Annotated in this window: 16 protein-coding genes; 15 read left to right on the forward strand and 1 reads right to left on the reverse strand. The window is 63.7% G+C overall.

All coding sequences use genetic code 11. From position 1 onward, the window contains the following. The first annotated feature begins 114 nt into the window (after window positions 1–114). From AOQ71_RS13875 to AOQ71_RS13905, 7 genes are all read left to right on the forward strand, one after another. Window positions 115–909 carry a thymidylate synthase gene (locus AOQ71_RS13875; RefSeq protein WP_057747242.1) on the forward strand — a complete coding sequence of 265 codons (795 nt, stop codon included), beginning with the start codon at window positions 115–117 and terminating at the stop codon, window positions 907–909. A 5-nt stretch (window positions 910–914) separates the two neighbouring features. After that, a complete protein-coding gene (locus tag AOQ71_RS13880) occupies window positions 915–1,400 on the forward strand; it encodes a GNAT family N-acetyltransferase (protein WP_057747243.1) in 486 nt (161 codons plus the stop codon). After that, window positions 1,400–1,912 carry a dihydrofolate reductase gene (locus AOQ71_RS13885; RefSeq protein WP_057747244.1) on the forward strand — a complete coding sequence of 171 codons (513 nt, stop codon included), beginning with the start codon at window positions 1,400–1,402 and terminating at the stop codon, window positions 1,910–1,912. The genes AOQ71_RS13880 and AOQ71_RS13885 overlap by 1 nt, the downstream gene beginning before the upstream one ends. Before the next feature lie 160 nt (window positions 1,913–2,072). Continuing rightward, window positions 2,073–3,209 (forward strand): FtsH protease activity modulator HflK, encoded by a 1,137-nt coding sequence (gene hflK / locus AOQ71_RS13890; protein ID WP_057747245.1) that lies wholly within the window; start codon window positions 2,073–2,075, stop codon window positions 3,207–3,209. After that, entirely contained in the window at window positions 3,206–4,102 is an 897-nt protein-coding gene (hflC, locus tag AOQ71_RS13895; protein WP_057747246.1) for a protease modulator HflC, read from the forward strand. Before hflK ends, hflC begins: the two co-directional genes overlap by 4 nt. 71 nt (window positions 4,103–4,173) lie before the next feature. Beyond that, window positions 4,174–4,380, forward strand: a complete 207-nt coding sequence (locus AOQ71_RS13900) for a DUF2065 domain-containing protein (RefSeq protein ID WP_057747247.1) — start codon at window positions 4,174–4,176, stop codon at window positions 4,378–4,380. Window positions 4,381–4,523: 143 nt separating this feature from the next. Continuing rightward, the gene (locus AOQ71_RS13905; RefSeq protein ID WP_057747278.1) at window positions 4,524–6,017 is read left to right on the forward strand and encodes a Do family serine endopeptidase; all 1,494 of its coding nucleotides are present in this window, start codon (window positions 4,524–4,526) and stop codon (window positions 6,015–6,017) included. Between the two features lie 119 nt (window positions 6,018–6,136). Here the strand turns inward: AOQ71_RS13905 and serB are convergent, their stop codons facing one another. Continuing rightward, window positions 6,137–7,042, reverse strand: coding sequence for a phosphoserine phosphatase SerB (gene serB / locus AOQ71_RS13910; RefSeq protein WP_057747248.1), 906 nt, complete (start codon window positions 7,040–7,042; stop codon window positions 6,137–6,139). 11 nt (window positions 7,043–7,053) lie between these two features. On the opposite strand from serB, the gene miaA reads away from it, so the two are divergent. The 8 genes from miaA (at window position 7,054) to ilvC (ending at window position 15,056) form a co-directional block, all read left to right on the forward strand. After that, entirely contained in the window at window positions 7,054–8,010 is a 957-nt protein-coding gene (gene miaA / locus AOQ71_RS13915) for a tRNA (adenosine(37)-N6)-dimethylallyltransferase MiaA (RefSeq protein ID WP_057747249.1), read from the forward strand. A gap of 329 nt (window positions 8,011–8,339) precedes the next feature. Next, window positions 8,340–10,115: an acetolactate synthase 3 large subunit gene (locus tag AOQ71_RS13920; RefSeq protein ID WP_057747250.1), complete on the forward strand. Its 1,776-nt coding sequence runs from the start codon at window positions 8,340–8,342 to the stop codon at window positions 10,113–10,115. A 4-nt stretch (window positions 10,116–10,119) separates the two neighbouring features. After that, window positions 10,120–11,103 (forward strand): threonine dehydratase, encoded by a 984-nt coding sequence (locus AOQ71_RS13925; RefSeq protein ID WP_057747251.1) that lies wholly within the window; start codon window positions 10,120–10,122, stop codon window positions 11,101–11,103. Between the two features lie 23 nt (window positions 11,104–11,126). Then, on the forward strand, window positions 11,127–11,669 hold the full coding sequence (gene ilvN, locus AOQ71_RS13930; protein WP_057747252.1) for an acetolactate synthase small subunit: 543 nt from the start codon (window positions 11,127–11,129) through the stop codon (window positions 11,667–11,669). A 3-nt stretch (window positions 11,670–11,672) separates the two neighbouring features. Continuing rightward, complete coding sequence (locus AOQ71_RS13935; protein ID WP_057747253.1) at window positions 11,673–12,368, forward strand: class I SAM-dependent methyltransferase; 696 nt, start codon at window positions 11,673–11,675, stop codon at window positions 12,366–12,368. A 47-nt stretch (window positions 12,369–12,415) separates the two neighbouring features. Then, window positions 12,416–13,291 carry an EamA family transporter gene (locus AOQ71_RS13940; protein WP_057747254.1) on the forward strand — a complete coding sequence of 292 codons (876 nt, stop codon included), beginning with the start codon at window positions 12,416–12,418 and terminating at the stop codon, window positions 13,289–13,291. Window positions 13,292–13,298: 7 nt separating this feature from the next. Then, entirely contained in the window at window positions 13,299–13,901 is a 603-nt protein-coding gene (locus AOQ71_RS13945) for a LysE family translocator (RefSeq protein ID WP_057747279.1), read from the forward strand. A 135-nt stretch (window positions 13,902–14,036) separates the two neighbouring features. Continuing rightward, on the forward strand, window positions 14,037–15,056 hold the full coding sequence (gene ilvC, locus AOQ71_RS13950; protein ID WP_057747255.1) for a ketol-acid reductoisomerase: 1,020 nt from the start codon (window positions 14,037–14,039) through the stop codon (window positions 15,054–15,056). Window positions 15,057–15,391: the final 335 nt, after the last annotated feature.

Here is a 15,391-nt window from a genome sequence, read left to right on the forward strand (position 1 = left end):
GTTTCGACCGGGAACACTCATTTTCCGGGTATAATCCCAGTGGACGGCGAATCGCCGCTGTCGCAGCGCCGGAGCGGCCGATAAGTTCGCCGATCCCCAAAGGCTAAATCGCACATGCACCAGTATCAGGACCTGCTCGAGCGGATTCTTTCAGACGGCGCCGAGAAGACGGATCGGACCGGTACCGGCACGCTCTCGGTGTTCGGCCATCAGATGCGCTTCAATCTGTCCGCCGGCTTCCCGATGCTGACGACCAAGCGGCTGCCGCTGAAGGCGATCGTGCATGAGCTGCTGTGGTTCCTGAAGGGCGACACCAACATCAGATATCTCAGGGAGAACGGCGTCACCATCTGGGACGAATGGGCGGACGCCAATGGCGATCTCGGCCCGGTCTACGGGCATCAATGGCGCTCCTGGCCCGCGCCTGATGGACGCAGCATCGACCAGATCGCCAACGTCGTCGACATGATCAAGCGCAATCCGGACTCGCGCCGCCTGATCGTCTCGGCCTGGAATCCGGCCGAGGTCGACAAGATGGCGCTGCCGCCGTGCCACTGCCTGTTCCAGTTCTACGTCGCCAATGGAAAACTGTCGTGCCAGCTCTATCAGCGTTCGGCCGACGTGTTTCTCGGCGTGCCCTTCAACATCGCCTCCTATGCGCTGCTCACCATGATGGTGGCGCAGGTCACGGGGCTGAAGCCCGGCGATTTCGTGCACTCGTTCGGCGACACGCATCTCTATTCGAACCATCTGGAGCAGGCGCGGCTCCAGCTCACGCGCACGCCGCGTGCGCTGCCGGTGATGAGGATCAATCCCGACGTGAAGGACATCTTCTCCTTCCGCTACGAGGATTTCGAGCTCGTCGGCTATGATCCGCATCCGCATATCAAGGCGGAAGTCGCGGTCTAACGTCGATGTCGCTGAACATCCGCCGCGCGCGTCCCGGCGAAGCCGGGCTCGTCCTGGATTTCGTCCGCGAGCTTGCCGAGTACGAAAAACTCTCGCATGAAGTCGAGGCGACCGAGGCTGACATTGAGCACGCCCTGTTCGGTCACGATCCAAGGCTGTTTTGTGCGATTGCGGAGTGGAACGGCGAGCCTGTCGGCTTTGCGGTGTGGTTCCTGAATTTCTCGACCTTCAGCGGCCGCCACGGCATCTATCTCGAAGATTTGTATGTGCGGCCTTCGCATCGGGGCAAAGGTCTCGGCAAGGCGCTGCTGGTCTATCTGGCGCAGGAATGCGTCGATCACGGCTGGTCGCGCCTGCAATGGGCGGTGCTCGACTGGAACGCGCCGTCGATCGCGTTCTACAAATCGCTCGGTGCCGTCATGCTCGACGACTGGACGTTGTGCCGCATCTCCGGCCCTGCGCTGACGCGCCTTGCGGGGAGCGCGTCCTGATGGAGATCGTGTTCGTCGTTGCGATCGCGGAAAACGGAATCATCGGCGCCGGCAATGCGATCCCGTGGCGTTTGAAATCCGACGTGGCGCGCTTCAAGGCGCTCACCATCGGCAAGCCCGTGATCATGGGCCGCAAGACCTTCGAATCCTTGCCGCGCCGGCCGCTGCCAAACCGCACCAACATCGTCATCACGCGCGATGCGGCCTATCGCGCCGCCGGCGCCATCGTCACGACCTCGGCGCAGGACGCCGGCGCGGTCGCCCTTGGCGATGCCTTGCGGCGTTCGGTCGCTGAAATCGCCGTGATCGGCGGTGCCGAAATCTATCGGCAATGGCTCGACCGCGCCGACCGCCTCGAGATCACCGAAGTGCATGCGCGGCCCGATGGCGACACGCATTTCGACATCAACAAGGCGCAGTGGGAGGAGACCGAGCGCGTCCGCCATGCCGCCGGCCCGGACGACAGCGCCGACTTCTCCTATGTGACATATCGTCGGCGGCCCTCCCATTAACCGCATTCGCCAATGTTTACATTGACTTTTCCGCCCCCGAGCATAGCTCGTGAGACGGTCAGGCTTGCGTTGTAAGGGCCCTTTCGGTCCCCTATAAAGCCGGACCGGACAATGCGGGCCGGCTTTAGTTCTAGTCCCGGCCTGCCGAGGAGAACGTCGAATGCCGTGGAAGAATCAGGGCGGTGGCCCGTGGGGCTCGGGTCCGAAAGGACCATGGGGCACAGGCCCGCAACCGGTCGGGCCGAGGCCGCCGGATCTGGAAGACCTTCTGCGGCGTGGCCAGGACCGGCTGCAGCAGATCATGCCGGGCGGCTATTTCTCCGGTGTCGGCATCACGCTGATCCTGCTCATCATCGTCGCGCTCTGGCTATTGTCGGGCTTCTTCCGCGTGCAGTCCGAAGAGCAGGGTGTCGTGCTCCGTTTCGGCAAGCATGTGCGCACCGTCGATCCGGGCCTGAATTATCATCTGCCTTATCCGATCGAGACAGTGCTGCTGCCGAAAGCGCTGCGCGTTTCCACGATTTCCATCGGCATGACGCTGATCGACGATCCGGCCCGGCGCGGCCGCTCGATCCGTGACGTGCCGGAAGAGAGCCTGATGCTGACCGGCGACGAGAACATCGTCGACGTCGACTTCACCGTGCTGTGGCGTATCAAGCCCAACGGCGTCGGCAATTTCCTGTTCAACATCCAGAACCCCGAAGGCACCGTGAAGGCAGTGGCCGAGAGCGCAATGCGCGAGGTGATCGGCCGCTCCAACATCCAGCCGATCCTGACCGGCGCGCGGACGCAGACCGAGACCACGGTGCAGGACCTGATGCAGAAGACGCTCGACGGCTACGGCGCCGGCATCCAGATCACGCAAGTGCAGATGCAGAAGGTCGATCCGCCGGCACAGGTGATCGACGCCTTCCGCGACGTGCAGGCAGCGCGCGCCAATCTGGAGCAGCTGCAAAACGAAGCGCAGACTTATGCCAACAAGATCGTGCCGGAAGCGCGCGGAAACGCGGCGCGGATCCTGCAAGCTGCCGAAGGCTACAAGGAGCAGGCGGTTGCCGAGGCCAAGGGCCAGAGCGCACGCTTCCTGAAAGTGTACGAGGAATACAAGAAGGCGCCCGACGTGACGCGTGAACGGATCTATCTGGAGACGATGGAGCGCGTGCTCGGCGGCTCGGACAAGCTGATTTATGATGGTGGCTCATCGGGCCAGGGCGTGGTGCCTTATCTGCCCCTCAATGAATTGTCTGCCAAGAAGCCTACGACGCTGGGCCAGCAACCGGGCGGAGGCACCCGATGAGGTCCCCGGTTACAGGCATCGTCGCGCTGCTTGCGGCGCTCCTGGTCGTGATCGTCGGCTACATGTCGCTGTTCACGGTGCAGCAGACCGAGCAGACCATCGTGCTGCAATTCGGCAAGCCGGTGGACGTCGTCACCGACCCCGGGCTGCACTTCAAGGCGCCCTGGAACTCCGTGATCAACATCGACAAGCGGATCCTCGACCTCGAGAATCCCTCGCAGGAAGTCATCGCGTCCGACCAGAAGCGGCTCGTGGTCGACGCCTTCGCGCGCTACCGCATCAAGGACGCGCTACGCTTCTACCAGAGCGTCGGCTCGATCCAGGCGGCGAATCTCCAGCTCACATCGCTCCTGAACGCGGCGCTCCGTCGCGTGCTCGGCGAAGTCACCTTCATCACCGTGGTGCGTGATGAGCGCGAGAAGCTGATGGGCCGCATCCGTGAACAGCTCGACCATGAGGCCGACGGATACGGCATCGAGGTGGTCGACGTCCGGATCCGCCGCGCCGATCTGCCAGAGCAGAACAGTCAGGCGGTCTATCAGCGCATGCAGACCGAACGTCAGCGTGAAGCGGCGGAGTTCCGCGCGCAGGGCGGCCAGAAGGCGCAGGAAATCCGCTCCAAGGCGGATCGCGAGGCAACCGTGATCGTCGCCGAGGCCAACTCGCAGGCCGAGCAGACCCGCGGCGTCGGCGACGCCGAGCGCAATCGCCTGTTCGCCGAAGCCTATGGCAAGGATCCTGACTTCTTCGCGTTCTACCGGTCGATGACGGCCTATGAGAACGGGCTGAAGAAGGACGACACCCGCTATCTACTGCGGCCGGACTCGGATTTCTTCCGGTATTTTGGTAACCCCTCCGGCAAGACGTCGACCGAGACGCCGGCGAAACCGTAAGTTAGACAAGGGCGGCAGGTTTGGCCGCCCTTCGTCCAGACAAGAACAGCACCACGGGAGGTTCCAATCCGATGAGGTCCATTGCGTTCGCCGACTTCCTCATCGGCTTAGGCATCCTGTTTGTGCTGGAAGGCTTGATGTTCGCGGCAAGTCCGAACTGGATGCGCAAGGCCATGAAGAGCGCCATCGCCACGCCGGACAATATCCTGCGGGCGGTGGGGATCGGCTCGGCTGTGGCCGGTTTGATCCTGATCTGGGTCATGCGACGCCCGATCTAGCCGCAGCGCCAACGCCAAAGTGAAGGCGAGCGGCGGGTTTTCGCCGTATTATCCGGATCTTGAGGGCCGTTAAGCTCCGTGCTTGCGCCGTGCCCATGTTCGAGCGCAGTCTTGACGCCGAATCCTTTTCTCTGGAGATCACAATGACCGCTGCCACCATTGTCCCGACCCGCTTGCGATTTGGGTTGGCTGCGCTCGCCATCGGCGCTGTCAGCGCATTCGGTTCGCCAGCCTATGCACGCGGACCGGAGGGCATCGCCGACGTCGCCGAGAAGGTGATCGACGCGGTCGTCAACATCTCGACCTCGCAGACTGTCGAGGCCAAGGGCGGCGGCAGCAACACCATGCCGCAACTGCCGCCCGGCTCGCCCTTCGAGGAATTCTTCGACGACTTCTTCAAGAACCGCAAAGGCCCGGGTGGCGGCAGCAAGGGCGGCGACAATAGCCCGCCGCGCAAGACCAACTCGCTCGGGTCCGGCTTCATCATCGACACCTCAGGTGTCGTCGTCACCAACAATCACGTCATCGCCGATGCCGACGAGATCAATGTCATTCTCAACGACGGCACCAAGATCAAGGCCGATCTGGTTGGCGTCGACAAGAAGACCGACCTCGCTGTCCTGAAGTTCAAGCCGCCGAAGCCGCTGATCGCAGTGAAGTTCGGCGACTCCGACAAACTGCGTCTGGGTGACTGGGTGGTCGCAATCGGCAACCCCTTCAGCCTCGGCGGCACGGTGACGGCGGGCATCGTCTCGGCCAAGAACCGCGACATCTCCTCCGGGCCCTATGACAGCTACATCCAGACCGACGCTGCCATCAATCGCGGCAACTCCGGTGGTCCGCTGTTCAACCTCGAAGGCGACGTCATCGGCGTCAACACACTGATCATCTCGCCCTCCGGAGGCTCGATCGGCATCGGCTTCGCCGTGCCGTCGAAGACGGTTGCTGGCGTGGTCGACCAGCTCCGCCAGTTCGGCGAGTTGCGCCGCGGCTGGCTCGGCGTGCGCATCCAGAGCGTCACTGACGAGATCGCCGAGAGCCTCAACATCAAGCCGGCGCGCGGCGCGCTGGTGGCCGGCGTCGACGACAAGGGCCCGGCCAAGCCCGCCGGCATCGAGCCTGGTGACGTCGTCGTCAAGTTCGACGGCAAGGACGTCAAGGACCCCAAGGATCTCTCCCGCGTCGTCGCCGACACCGCGGTCGGCAAGGAAGTCGACGTCATCGTGATCCGCAAGGGCGAGGAGCAGACCAAGAAGGTGACGCTCGGCCGCCTGCAGGATCCCGACAAGGTGCAGGCCGCGGTGAAGACCGACGAGCCGCCGCCGGAGAAGCTGGTGACGCAGAAGGCGCTCGGCCTCGATCTCGCCGTGCTGAACAAGGATCTGCGCGCGCGCTACAAGATCAAGGACAGCGTCAAGGGTGTGGTCGTCACCAACGTCGACGCCACTTCGGATGCCGCCGAGAAGCGGCTCTCCGCGGGAGACGTCATCGTCGAAGTCGCACAGGAAGCGGTCTCGAGCGGCGAGGACATCCAGAAGCGGATCGACCAGCTCAAGAAGGACGGCAAGAAGTCCGTGCTGCTGCTGGTGTCGAACGGCGACGGCGAATTGCGCTTCGTGGCGCTGAGCGTGCAGTAGTCGGAAACAATCTCGTAGGGTGGGCAAAGCAAAGCGTGCCCACCATCTCTATCAATCGGCAAGAGTGGTGGGCACGCTTTGCTTTGCCCACCCTACGGCAGCGGAGTGTGAGGCAGAGCCTACGCCTCCACGAACTCGTCCCGCCGATATCCCTGCGCGTACAGCAGGGCCGTGAGATCGCCGTGGTCGATCCGCGCCGCAGCGGCAGCCGCCACCGCCGGCTTGGCGTGATACGCCACGCCCAGTCCCGCCGCCTGGATCATTGCCAGATCATTGGCGCCGTCGCCGACGACGACGGAGTCGATGTCGTCGAGATCGAACGATTCCATCAGATCCACCAGCGTCGCCAGCTTCGCCGCGCGACCCAGAATCGGCTCCTTCACCTCGCCGGTGAATTTGCCGTCGCGCACGACGAGTTCGTTGGCGCGGTTCTCCTGGAAGCCGATCCTGGCGGCGACCGCGCTGGTAAACAGCGTGAAGCCGCCGGAGACGAGGCAGGTATAGGCGCCATGCGCGCGCATGGTCGCGACCAATTCGCGGCCGCCCGGGGTCAGCGTGATGCGCTTGGCCAGCACCTCATCGACCACGCTGGCGGGGAGGTCCTTCAGCAACGCGACGCGCTCGCGCAGCGCCGGCTCGAACTCGATTTCGCCGCGCATCGCGCGCTCGGTGATGCCAGCGACATGCGCCTTCATCCCGACGAGATCGGCGAGTTCGTCGATGCATTCCTGGCCAATCATGGTGGAATCCATGTCGGCGAGAAAAAGCTTCTTGCGCCTGAAGCCAACAGGCTGCACCACGATGTCGATGGGCAGGTCGCCGCGGAGCTCGCGCAGCCGCTCTTCGATGGCGTGACGGTCGCCTTCGAGGTTACTGTCGGCGCCGAAGGGAATGTCGACCGCAACCCCGTCGAACAGCCAGTGCGCGGGCGCTGCGCTGGGCAGCACGGCGCGGGCGCCATCGACGATGGTAGAGTCGAGCGCGGGATTGTTGGGGTTGCAGATCAGCGTGGCGACGAGGGACATTTGAGGTTTTCGTGAACGAGGGGCAAGTCGGCAGAAAGCATGTTGGCAAGGCCGTGCTTATCGCAGGCCCGACCGCCAGCGGCAAGTCGGCGCTGGCGCTCGAGCTTGCCTGCCGTGCAGGCGGAGTCGTGATTAATGCCGATTCCATGCAGGTCTATCGTGACCTCCGTATCATCACGGCGCGTCCCACGCTCGACGAAGAAGCGCAGGTGCCGCATAGCCTCTACGGCCACGTCGATGCGGCCGTGAATTTTTCGGCCGGCGCCTGGGTGAGCGATGCCGCCAAGGTGCTCGACGAAGTGCGGGCCGAGGGCCGCCTGCCGATCTTCGTCGGCGGCACAGGCCTGTATTTCAAGGCGCTGACGGCGGGCCTTTCGGTGGTGCCGCCGATCCCCGCCGAGGTGCGCGAGGATGTGCGCGCGCGGCTGGAGCGGAACGGCGTCGAGGCGCTGCATGCGGAACTGGCGCGCCACGATCCGCGCGCGGCGGAACGACTGAATCTCCGCGACCGCACGCGCATCGCGCGCGCCCTCGAAGTGGTCGAGGCGACCGGGCGTTCACTGCTCGACTGGCACCATGAGGCCCAGCCATCGCTGCTGCCCAAGGACAGCTTTCGGGCGGTGTTTCTCGCCCCGGAGCGTGACGAGCTCTATGCCCGCATCGACGCCCGTTTCGACGCCATGCTGAGGGCCGGCGCGTTGAACGAGGTCGAGCAGCTTGCCGCCCGCGGCCTCGATCCGCTGCTGCCGGCCATGAAGGCCCATGGCGTGCCGGCGCTGATCCGGAATCTGCGCGGTGAGCTCAGCCTCGAGGAGGCCGCGACGATCGGCCGGGCCGATACCCGCCACTATGCCAAGCGGCAATTCACCTGGTTCAGGCACCAATTGCCCGAATTCGAGTGGGTGAGGCCGGCGGGGGCGAGGGGCTGGCTGTCAGCCGCCGCCGATGCGGCCGGGAAGCCCTGTTGACGTGCTTTTGTGCGCGGCTTCCCGAATTTACCTCTCGCCGAACCCCGGGAACGCGGTTACACTGCCAAAATCGCGCGGAAGTGGCCGCTTTGCCTTGACATCGGGGCTTTGGTCGCTATGTTTCGCGCAACCTTTGGGAAGCCTAGCGTCTACCATGCGCAACATTATTACCAAACTCCTTATCGCCGTCGTACCCAGGCACACCGCCGGGGGTGGCTAGCTGCCATCCACATGACAGGCGGTGTGCATGGGCCCTCTTCGGGGCCTTTTTTATTTCCCGAACCAGACACGAACGAAGCCGCTGGCAACAGCGCATCCGGAGCAAGCCAATGAGCGACAAGAGCCACGATCCGAACCAGATGACCGGCGCAGCGATGATTGTCCGCGCACTGATCGATCACGGCGTGACCGACATTTTCGGCTATCCCGGCGGCGCGGTGCTTCCGATCTATGACGAGATCTTCCAGCAGAGCCAGGTCCAGCACATCCTGGTCCGCCACGAGCAGGGCGCCGGTCACGCCGCCGAGGGCTACGCGCGCTCGACCGGCAAGCCCGGCGTTGCGCTGGTGACCTCAGGTCCCGGCGCCACCAACATGGTGACGCCGCTGACCGACGCGCTGATGGATTCGATCCCGCTGGTCTGCATCTCCGGTCAGGTGCCGACGCATCTGATCGGCAACGATGCGTTCCAGGAATGCGACACCGTTGGCATCACGCGGCCCTGCACCAAGCACAATTGGCTGGTGCGCGACGTCAACGATCTCGCCAAGGTCCTGCACGAGGCCTTCTACGTTGCGACCACGGGCCGTCCAGGCCCGGTGCTGGTCGACGTTCCCAAGGACGTGCAGTTCGCAATCGGCACCTATCATCCGCCACGAAAATCCGACGTGCATCGCTCCTACGCGCCACGCGTGAAGGGCGAGGCGACGCAGATCCGCAAGGCCGTGGCGTTGCTCGCGGGCGCCAAGCGCCCTGTGATCTACAGCGGCGGTGGCGTGATCAACTCCGGGCCGGAGGCGACGAAGCTGCTGCGCGAACTGGTCGAGGTCACGGGCTTCCCGATCACCTCGACGCTGATGGGTCTCGGCGCCTACCCGGCGTCGGGCAAGAACTGGCTGGGCATGCTCGGCATGCACGGCACCTACGAGGCCAACATGACCATGCATGATTGCGACGTCATGCTGTGCGTCGGCGCGCGTTTCGACGACCGCATCACCGGCCGTGTCGATGCGTTCTCGCCGAACTCGAAGAAGATCCACATCGACATCGACCCGTCCTCGATCAACAAGAACATCCGCGTCGACGTGCCGATTATCGGCGATTGCGGCAACGTTCTGGGCGACATCCTGCAAGTGTTCAAGGCGGAGGCGAAGAAGCCCGACATCAAGAGCTGGTGGCAACAGATCGCGCAATGGCGTGCCCGCAACTCGCTCTATTACAAGAAGAGCAATGACGTCATCCTGCCCCAGCATGCGATCCAGAGCCTGTTCGAGGCCACGCGCGGCAAGGACACCTACATCACGACCGAGGTTGGTCAGCACCAGATGTGGGCGGCGCAATTCTACGGCTTCGAGGAGCCTCATCGCTGGATGACCTCCGGCGGTCTCGGCACGATGGGCTACGGCCTGCCGGCCGCGATCGGCGTGCAGGTCGCCCATCCGGACAGCCTCGTCATCGACATCGCGGGCGATGCCTCGGTGCAGATGACGATGCAGGAGATGTCGACCGCGGTTCAATACGAGCTGCCGATCAAGATCTTCATCCTGAACAACCAATATATGGGCATGGTGCGGCAGTGGCAGCAGTTGCTGCATGGCAACCGGCTGTCGCATTCCTATTCGGAGGCGCTGCCTGATTTCGTCAAGCTCGCGGAAGCCTATGGTGGCGTCGGTCTCCAGGTTACCAAGCCCGCCGATCTCGAAGGTGCCATCAAGGAGATGATCTCGGTCAAGCGCCCCGTGCTGTTCGACTGTCGTGTCGCCGCGCTGGAAAACTGCTTCCCGATGATCCCCTCCGGCAAGGCGCACAACGAGATGCTGTTGCCCGAGCAGGCTAACGACGAGGCCACCGCCAAGGCGTTCGCCGGCGGCAAGGCGCTGGTGTGAGGCCATGTTCGACCTGACGGAGCTCGAGCGCGCACATGCGATCGTGGGGCAGGCGGTGCCGGCAACGCCGGCGCATGCCTGGCCGCTGCTTAGCCGGCGGCTTGGCACGCAGGTGGTGGTCAAGCACGAGAACCATACGCCGATCGGCGCCTTCAAGGTGCGCGGCGGGCTGGTCTATCTCGAACGGCTGAAGCGCGAGCGGCCGAATGGTCCCGGCATCATCTCGGCAACCCGTGGCAATCACGGTCAGAGCCTGGCGTTCGCTGCCAGCCGCCACGGCGTGCCGGCTGTGATCTACGTGCCGCGTGGCAACTCGGTCGAAAAGAACCGTGCCATGAAGGCCTTTGGCGCCGAGCTCGTCGAGCATGGCGAGGATTTTCAGGCCGCCCGCGAGGAAGCCGAGCGCCGCGCGCAGTTCGCCGGCCTTCACATGGTGCCGTCGTTCCATCCGGACCTGGTGCTGGGTGTCGCGACCTACGCGCTGGAGCTGTTCCGCTCTGCGCCTGATCTCGACATTCTCTACGTGCCGATCGGGCAGGGCTCCGGCATCTGCGGCTGCATCATGGCGCGCGACCTGCTCGGCCTGAACACCGAGATTGTCGGCGTGCAGTCGACGGAAGCACCGTCCTACGCATTGTCGTTTGCCGCCGGCAAGGTCGTGACCACCGAGACCGCCAATACGCGCGCCGACGGCATGGCAACGCGCATTCCCGACGCGGATGCGCTCGCGCTGATCCGCAAGGGCGCTTCGCGCATCGTTCAGGTGACCGACGACGAGGTCGCTGCCGCGATCCGCGCCTACTGGACGGACACGCACAATCTCGCCGAAGGCGCCGGCGCGGCCGCACTCGCCGCGGCGTTGCAGGAAAAGAACAAGCTGAATGGCAAGCGCGTCGGTCTCGTGCTGTCCGGCGGCAATATCGATTTCGATCTGTTCCGCCGCTGGGTCGGGATGGACGCGCCGGCCAAAGAACTGGGCAAGGCGTGAGGACGAGACAAGAGGGGACGACAATGAACCAGCCCGCATCCGCCTACTTCATCGAAGAGCGCCACGATCCCAACGAGACGCACACGCTTGCGGTGCTCGTCCAGAACGAGCCGGGCGTGCTCGCGCGCGTCATCGGCCTGTTCTCGGGGCGCGGCTACAACATCGAGAGCCTGACGGTCTCGGAGACCGAGGCCCAGAAGCACCTCTCGCGCATCACCATCGTGACCACGGGCACGCCGATGGTGATCGCGCAGATCAAGCATCAGCTCGATCGCATGATCCCGGTCTACCAGGTCGTCGACATGACCGAGACCCGCCGCTCGATCGAGCGCGAGCTGGCGATGGTGAAGGTGCGCGGGCAGGGCGAGCATCGCGTCGAGGCACTGCGGCTGGCCGATGCGTTCCGCGCCCGCGTGATCGACGCCACCACCGAGAGCTTTGTGTTCGAGATCACAGGCAATACGGAGAAGATCAATCAGTTTATCGACCTGATGCGCCCGATCGGTCTTGTCGAGGTGTCGCGCACCGGTGTTGCCGCGATCGGCCGCGGGCCTGAAGGGATGTGAGCCATGCTGGCGCGCGACTGGTATTACAACGAGCGGAACCGTATGGGCATCGAGCCCGCAGTGGCGTCGATCTACGATGCTCACGATGATGCCGATCTGCGGGCGCGCGCCGCACTGAAAATGCTTGGCGTCCAGCGCGGCTGGCGCATCGCCGACATCGGCTGCGGCAACGGCGTTCTCGCCACCGAAGCCGCCCTGATGGGCGCCGATGTCGACGCCATCGACATCTCGCCGGCGATGCTGGCGCTCGCCGAGATCTACGCCCGCGACCGCAAGGCGCCCGTGCGCACGCAGTCCGCCGGTCTGCTCAGCTTCGCCTATCGCCCGGAATCCTACGATCTGATCGTGAGCGAGTTCACGCTGCATCATCTGCCCGACTTCTGGAAGGTCGTGGCGATGTCGCGGATCTTTCGCGCGCTCAAGCCCGGCGCAAGCTTCTATCTGCGCGATATCGTCTATGCCTCGATGCCTGACGCGGTCGAGCGCGACATTGAGCAATGGGCCGACTACCAGATCAAGAACCACGACTTCTCGCGCGAGAGCGTGGTGACGCATATGCGCGACGAATATTCCACCTTCGGCTGGGTGATGGAGCGGATGCTGACCGACGTCGGCTTCACGCTGGTCTCGGCCGACTATCACGCGCCGATGCACGGCACTTATCTCCTACGCAAACCCAAAGCCGGCGAGCAAGGCTAGACAGAAGAACAAGCAGGGCTGCACGAGAGGCAGAACCGAGAACAACAATGAAGCCGGCCGATATCCTCATCGCCCTCATGGTGGCGATCATCTGGGGGCTCGCCTTCGTGGCGAGCCGGATCGCGCTCGACGAGCTTTCGCCGGAGCTGATGACGGCGTTGCGCTTTGCGATCGCCGCGGTGCCGTGCCTGTTCATCCGCAAGCCGAAGGTCGCCTGGTCACTTCTCATCGCAATCAGCTTCACGCTGTTCCTCGGCCAGTTCCTGTCTCAGGCCTATGGCATCGCCCACGGCGTGCCGGTGGGCCTGACCAGCGTCGTGGTGCAGAGCCAGGCGCTGTTCACGATCGGCTTTGCCGCGCTCGCCTTTGGCGAGCGGCCGACGCCGATGCAGACGCTGGGCATCGTCATTGCTGCGATCGGCCTGCTGATGATCTGCGGCACCGTCGGCTATGATTTCAGCGTTGCCGCATTCGCTGTGCTGATGATCTCGCCGATCAGTTTTGCCGTCGGCAATCTGCTGCTGCGCGGTGCTCGCGGCGTGCCGATGTTCGATCTGTTTGCCTGGCTGTGTCTCGCTGCCGCGGTGCCGCTGTTCGCGCTGGCGCTGATCGCGGACGGGCCGGCATCGACCTTGACGTCGCTGACGCATATCTCGCTGAGATCGGCGCTCTGCATGCTGATGCTCGGCGGCATTTCCACCAGCATCGCCTATTGGCTCTGGGGCCGCCTTTTGCGCGATTATGCGGCGGCGCAGGTGGTGCCATTCGCGCTGCTGGTGCCGTTCGTCGGCTCAGCCGCCTCCAGCATCGTGTTCGGCGAACGGTTCGGCCCGCTGCGCCTCGCCGGCATGCTCACCGTGATCGGCGGTATCGCCGTGATGGTGCTGGCGAAGCGTCCGCAAATCCTGCCGAAGACCGCGTGAGGTGAGCATGACCCACTCGCTATTCTATGCCTTTCTCGCCTTCATGGTGGTGATGTATTTCACCCCCGGGCCGAATAACATCATGCTGCTGGCCTCGGGCCTGACCTACGGCTTCCGGCGTACCATCCCTCACATCGCGGGCATCGTCCTTGGCTTCGCCTTCATGGTCGGTGCCGTCGGCCTCGGGCTCGGCGCCGTGTTTCTGGCCTATCCAATCCTCCAGACCATCCTGAAATATGCCGGTGCGGCCTACCTGATCTATCTTGCCGTCGTCATCGCCATGTCCGGTCCGGCCAAGCCGGGCGAGGCAGACGGCCGCGGCCCGATGTCGTTCTGGGGCGCGGCCATGTTTCAGTGGATCAATGCCAAGGGCTGGGTGATCGTGATCGGCACCATCACCGCCTATGCGGCGATTGCCCAGTTCCCGGTCAACATCGCGATCCAGACCCTGATCAGCCTGTTGGTCGGCACCGCCTCGACCGTGGTCTGGGCTTTATTCGGCACTGCACTGAGGCCGGTGCTGACCTCGGAGCGGCTCGTCCGCGCCTTCAATATCCTGATGGCGCTCCTGCTGCTCGCCTCCCTCTACCCCGTTTTCATGGATGCATGATGTCGCGGATTTCCATGCAGAAACGGGTTTCCCTAAAGGCTGAAAATGCTCTAGACAGCCCCCGAAATCCGCAAATTCCACCCTTCGGACCCTGACCCATCGGCCGATTTTCCGGCCCTCAACGAGGAAACGACTATGCGTGTTTATTACGATCGCGACGCCGACCTGAACCTGATCAAGGGGAAGAAGGTCGCCATCGTCGGCTATGGCAGCCAGGGCCACGCCCATGCGCTCAATCTGAAGGACTCCGGCGTCAAGGACGTCGCCATTGCGCTGCGCAAGGATTCGAGCTCGGTCAAGAAGGCCGAAGCCGCCGGCTTCAAGGTGATGGAAGTGGCCGAAGCCGCCAAATGGGCCGACCTCGTCATGATGCTGACCCCGGACGAGCTCCAGGGCGACATCTATCGCGAGCACCTGCACGACAACATGAAGAAGGGCGCGGCCCTGGTGTTCGCGCACGGCCTCAACGTCCACTTCAATCTGCTCGACCCGCGCGCCGATCTCGACGTGCTGATGATCGCGCCGAAGGGCCCCGGCCACACCGTGCGCTCGGAATATCAGCGCGGTGGCGGCGTGCCCTGCCTGATCGCGATCGCCAAGGACGTCTCGGGCAATGCCCATGATCTCGGCCTGTCCTACGCTTCGGCTGTCGGCGGCGGCCGTGCCGGCATCATCGAGACCACCTTCAAGGAAGAGTGCGAGACCGACCTGTTCGGTGAGCAGGTCGTGCTCTGCGGTGGCTTGGTCGAGCTGATCAAGGGCGGCTACGAGACTCTGGTCGAAGCCGGCTACGCGCCGGAGATGGCCTATTTCGAGTGCCTGCACGAAGTGAAGCTGATCGTCGACCTGATCTATGAAGGCGGCATCGCCAACATGAACTACTCGATCTCCAACACCGCGGAGTACGGCGAGTACGTCACCGGCCCGCGCATCGTCACCGCCGAGACCAAGGCCGAGATGAAGCGCGTTCTCGCCGACATCCAGGGCGGCAAGTTCGCCCGCGACTGGATGCTGGAGAACAAGGTCAACCAGACCTCGTTCAAGGCGACCCGCGCCAAGCTCGCCGCGCACCCGATCGAGGAAGTCGGCGCGAAACTCCGCGACATGATGCCCTGGATCAAGAAGGGCGCGCTGGTCGACAAGTCGAAGAACTGACGGCATCGCGTCATTCCGGGTTCGCGCTAAGCGCGCCCCGGAATGACGAATGAAGCACAAGCTTCGCTCGCCAAACCAAATCTTAAATCTTCGCGATTATTTCTGAGCGAGATCGCAATCAGCGGTCTCGCTCTTCCTTCTCGCGCGAAGCATTGCTGCTTCATTCAAATTCTTCGCGCCTTGATGTGCTTTCCCAGAGCGAAGAACTGACGCTTAAACCACATTCTTGAGTTCGCGTCGTTTTTCAGGACCTTTTTTAGAAGCCGTGATCGCCAAAAGCGCAATGCGCTCAGCGGCTAGAAGTCGGCTCTTCATCCGCGCTCTCAAGGCATCAT

This window comes from Bradyrhizobium manausense (assembly GCF_001440035.1).
In the GTDB taxonomy this organism is placed as follows: Bacteria; Pseudomonadota; Alphaproteobacteria; order Rhizobiales; family Xanthobacteraceae; genus Bradyrhizobium; species Bradyrhizobium manausense.

Bases quoted from the DNA above. Each gene is read 5' to 3' on its own strand.
- AOQ71_RS13885 (WP_057747244.1), top strand. From the start codon at position 1,400: ATGGAGATCGTGTTCGTCGTTGCGATCGCGGAAAACGGAATCATCGGC.
- serB (WP_057747248.1), bottom strand. From the start codon at position 7,042: ATGTCCCTCGTCGCCACGCTGATCTGCAACCCCAACAATCCCGCGCTC.
- hflC (WP_057747246.1), top strand. From the start codon at position 3,206: ATGAGGTCCCCGGTTACAGGCATCGTCGCGCTGCTTGCGGCGCTCCTG.
- AOQ71_RS13920 (WP_057747250.1), top strand. From the start codon at position 8,340: ATGAGCGACAAGAGCCACGATCCGAACCAGATGACCGGCGCAGCGATG.
- AOQ71_RS13880 (WP_057747243.1), top strand. From the start codon at position 915: ATGTCGCTGAACATCCGCCGCGCGCGTCCCGGCGAAGCCGGGCTCGTC.
- AOQ71_RS13935 (WP_057747253.1), top strand. From the start codon at position 11,673: ATGCTGGCGCGCGACTGGTATTACAACGAGCGGAACCGTATGGGCATC.
- AOQ71_RS13945 (WP_057747279.1), top strand. From the start codon at position 13,299: ATGACCCACTCGCTATTCTATGCCTTTCTCGCCTTCATGGTGGTGATG.
- ilvN (WP_057747252.1), top strand. From the start codon at position 11,127: ATGAACCAGCCCGCATCCGCCTACTTCATCGAAGAGCGCCACGATCCC.
- AOQ71_RS13900 (WP_057747247.1), top strand. From the start codon at position 4,174: ATGAGGTCCATTGCGTTCGCCGACTTCCTCATCGGCTTAGGCATCCTG.
- AOQ71_RS13940 (WP_057747254.1), top strand. From the start codon at position 12,416: ATGAAGCCGGCCGATATCCTCATCGCCCTCATGGTGGCGATCATCTGG.
- hflK (WP_057747245.1), top strand. From the start codon at position 2,073: ATGCCGTGGAAGAATCAGGGCGGTGGCCCGTGGGGCTCGGGTCCGAAA.
- AOQ71_RS13925 (WP_057747251.1), top strand. From the start codon at position 10,120: ATGTTCGACCTGACGGAGCTCGAGCGCGCACATGCGATCGTGGGGCAG.
- ilvC (WP_057747255.1), top strand. From the start codon at position 14,037: ATGCGTGTTTATTACGATCGCGACGCCGACCTGAACCTGATCAAGGGG.
- AOQ71_RS13905 (WP_057747278.1), top strand. From the start codon at position 4,524: ATGACCGCTGCCACCATTGTCCCGACCCGCTTGCGATTTGGGTTGGCT.
- AOQ71_RS13875 (WP_057747242.1), top strand. From the start codon at position 115: ATGCACCAGTATCAGGACCTGCTCGAGCGGATTCTTTCAGACGGCGCC.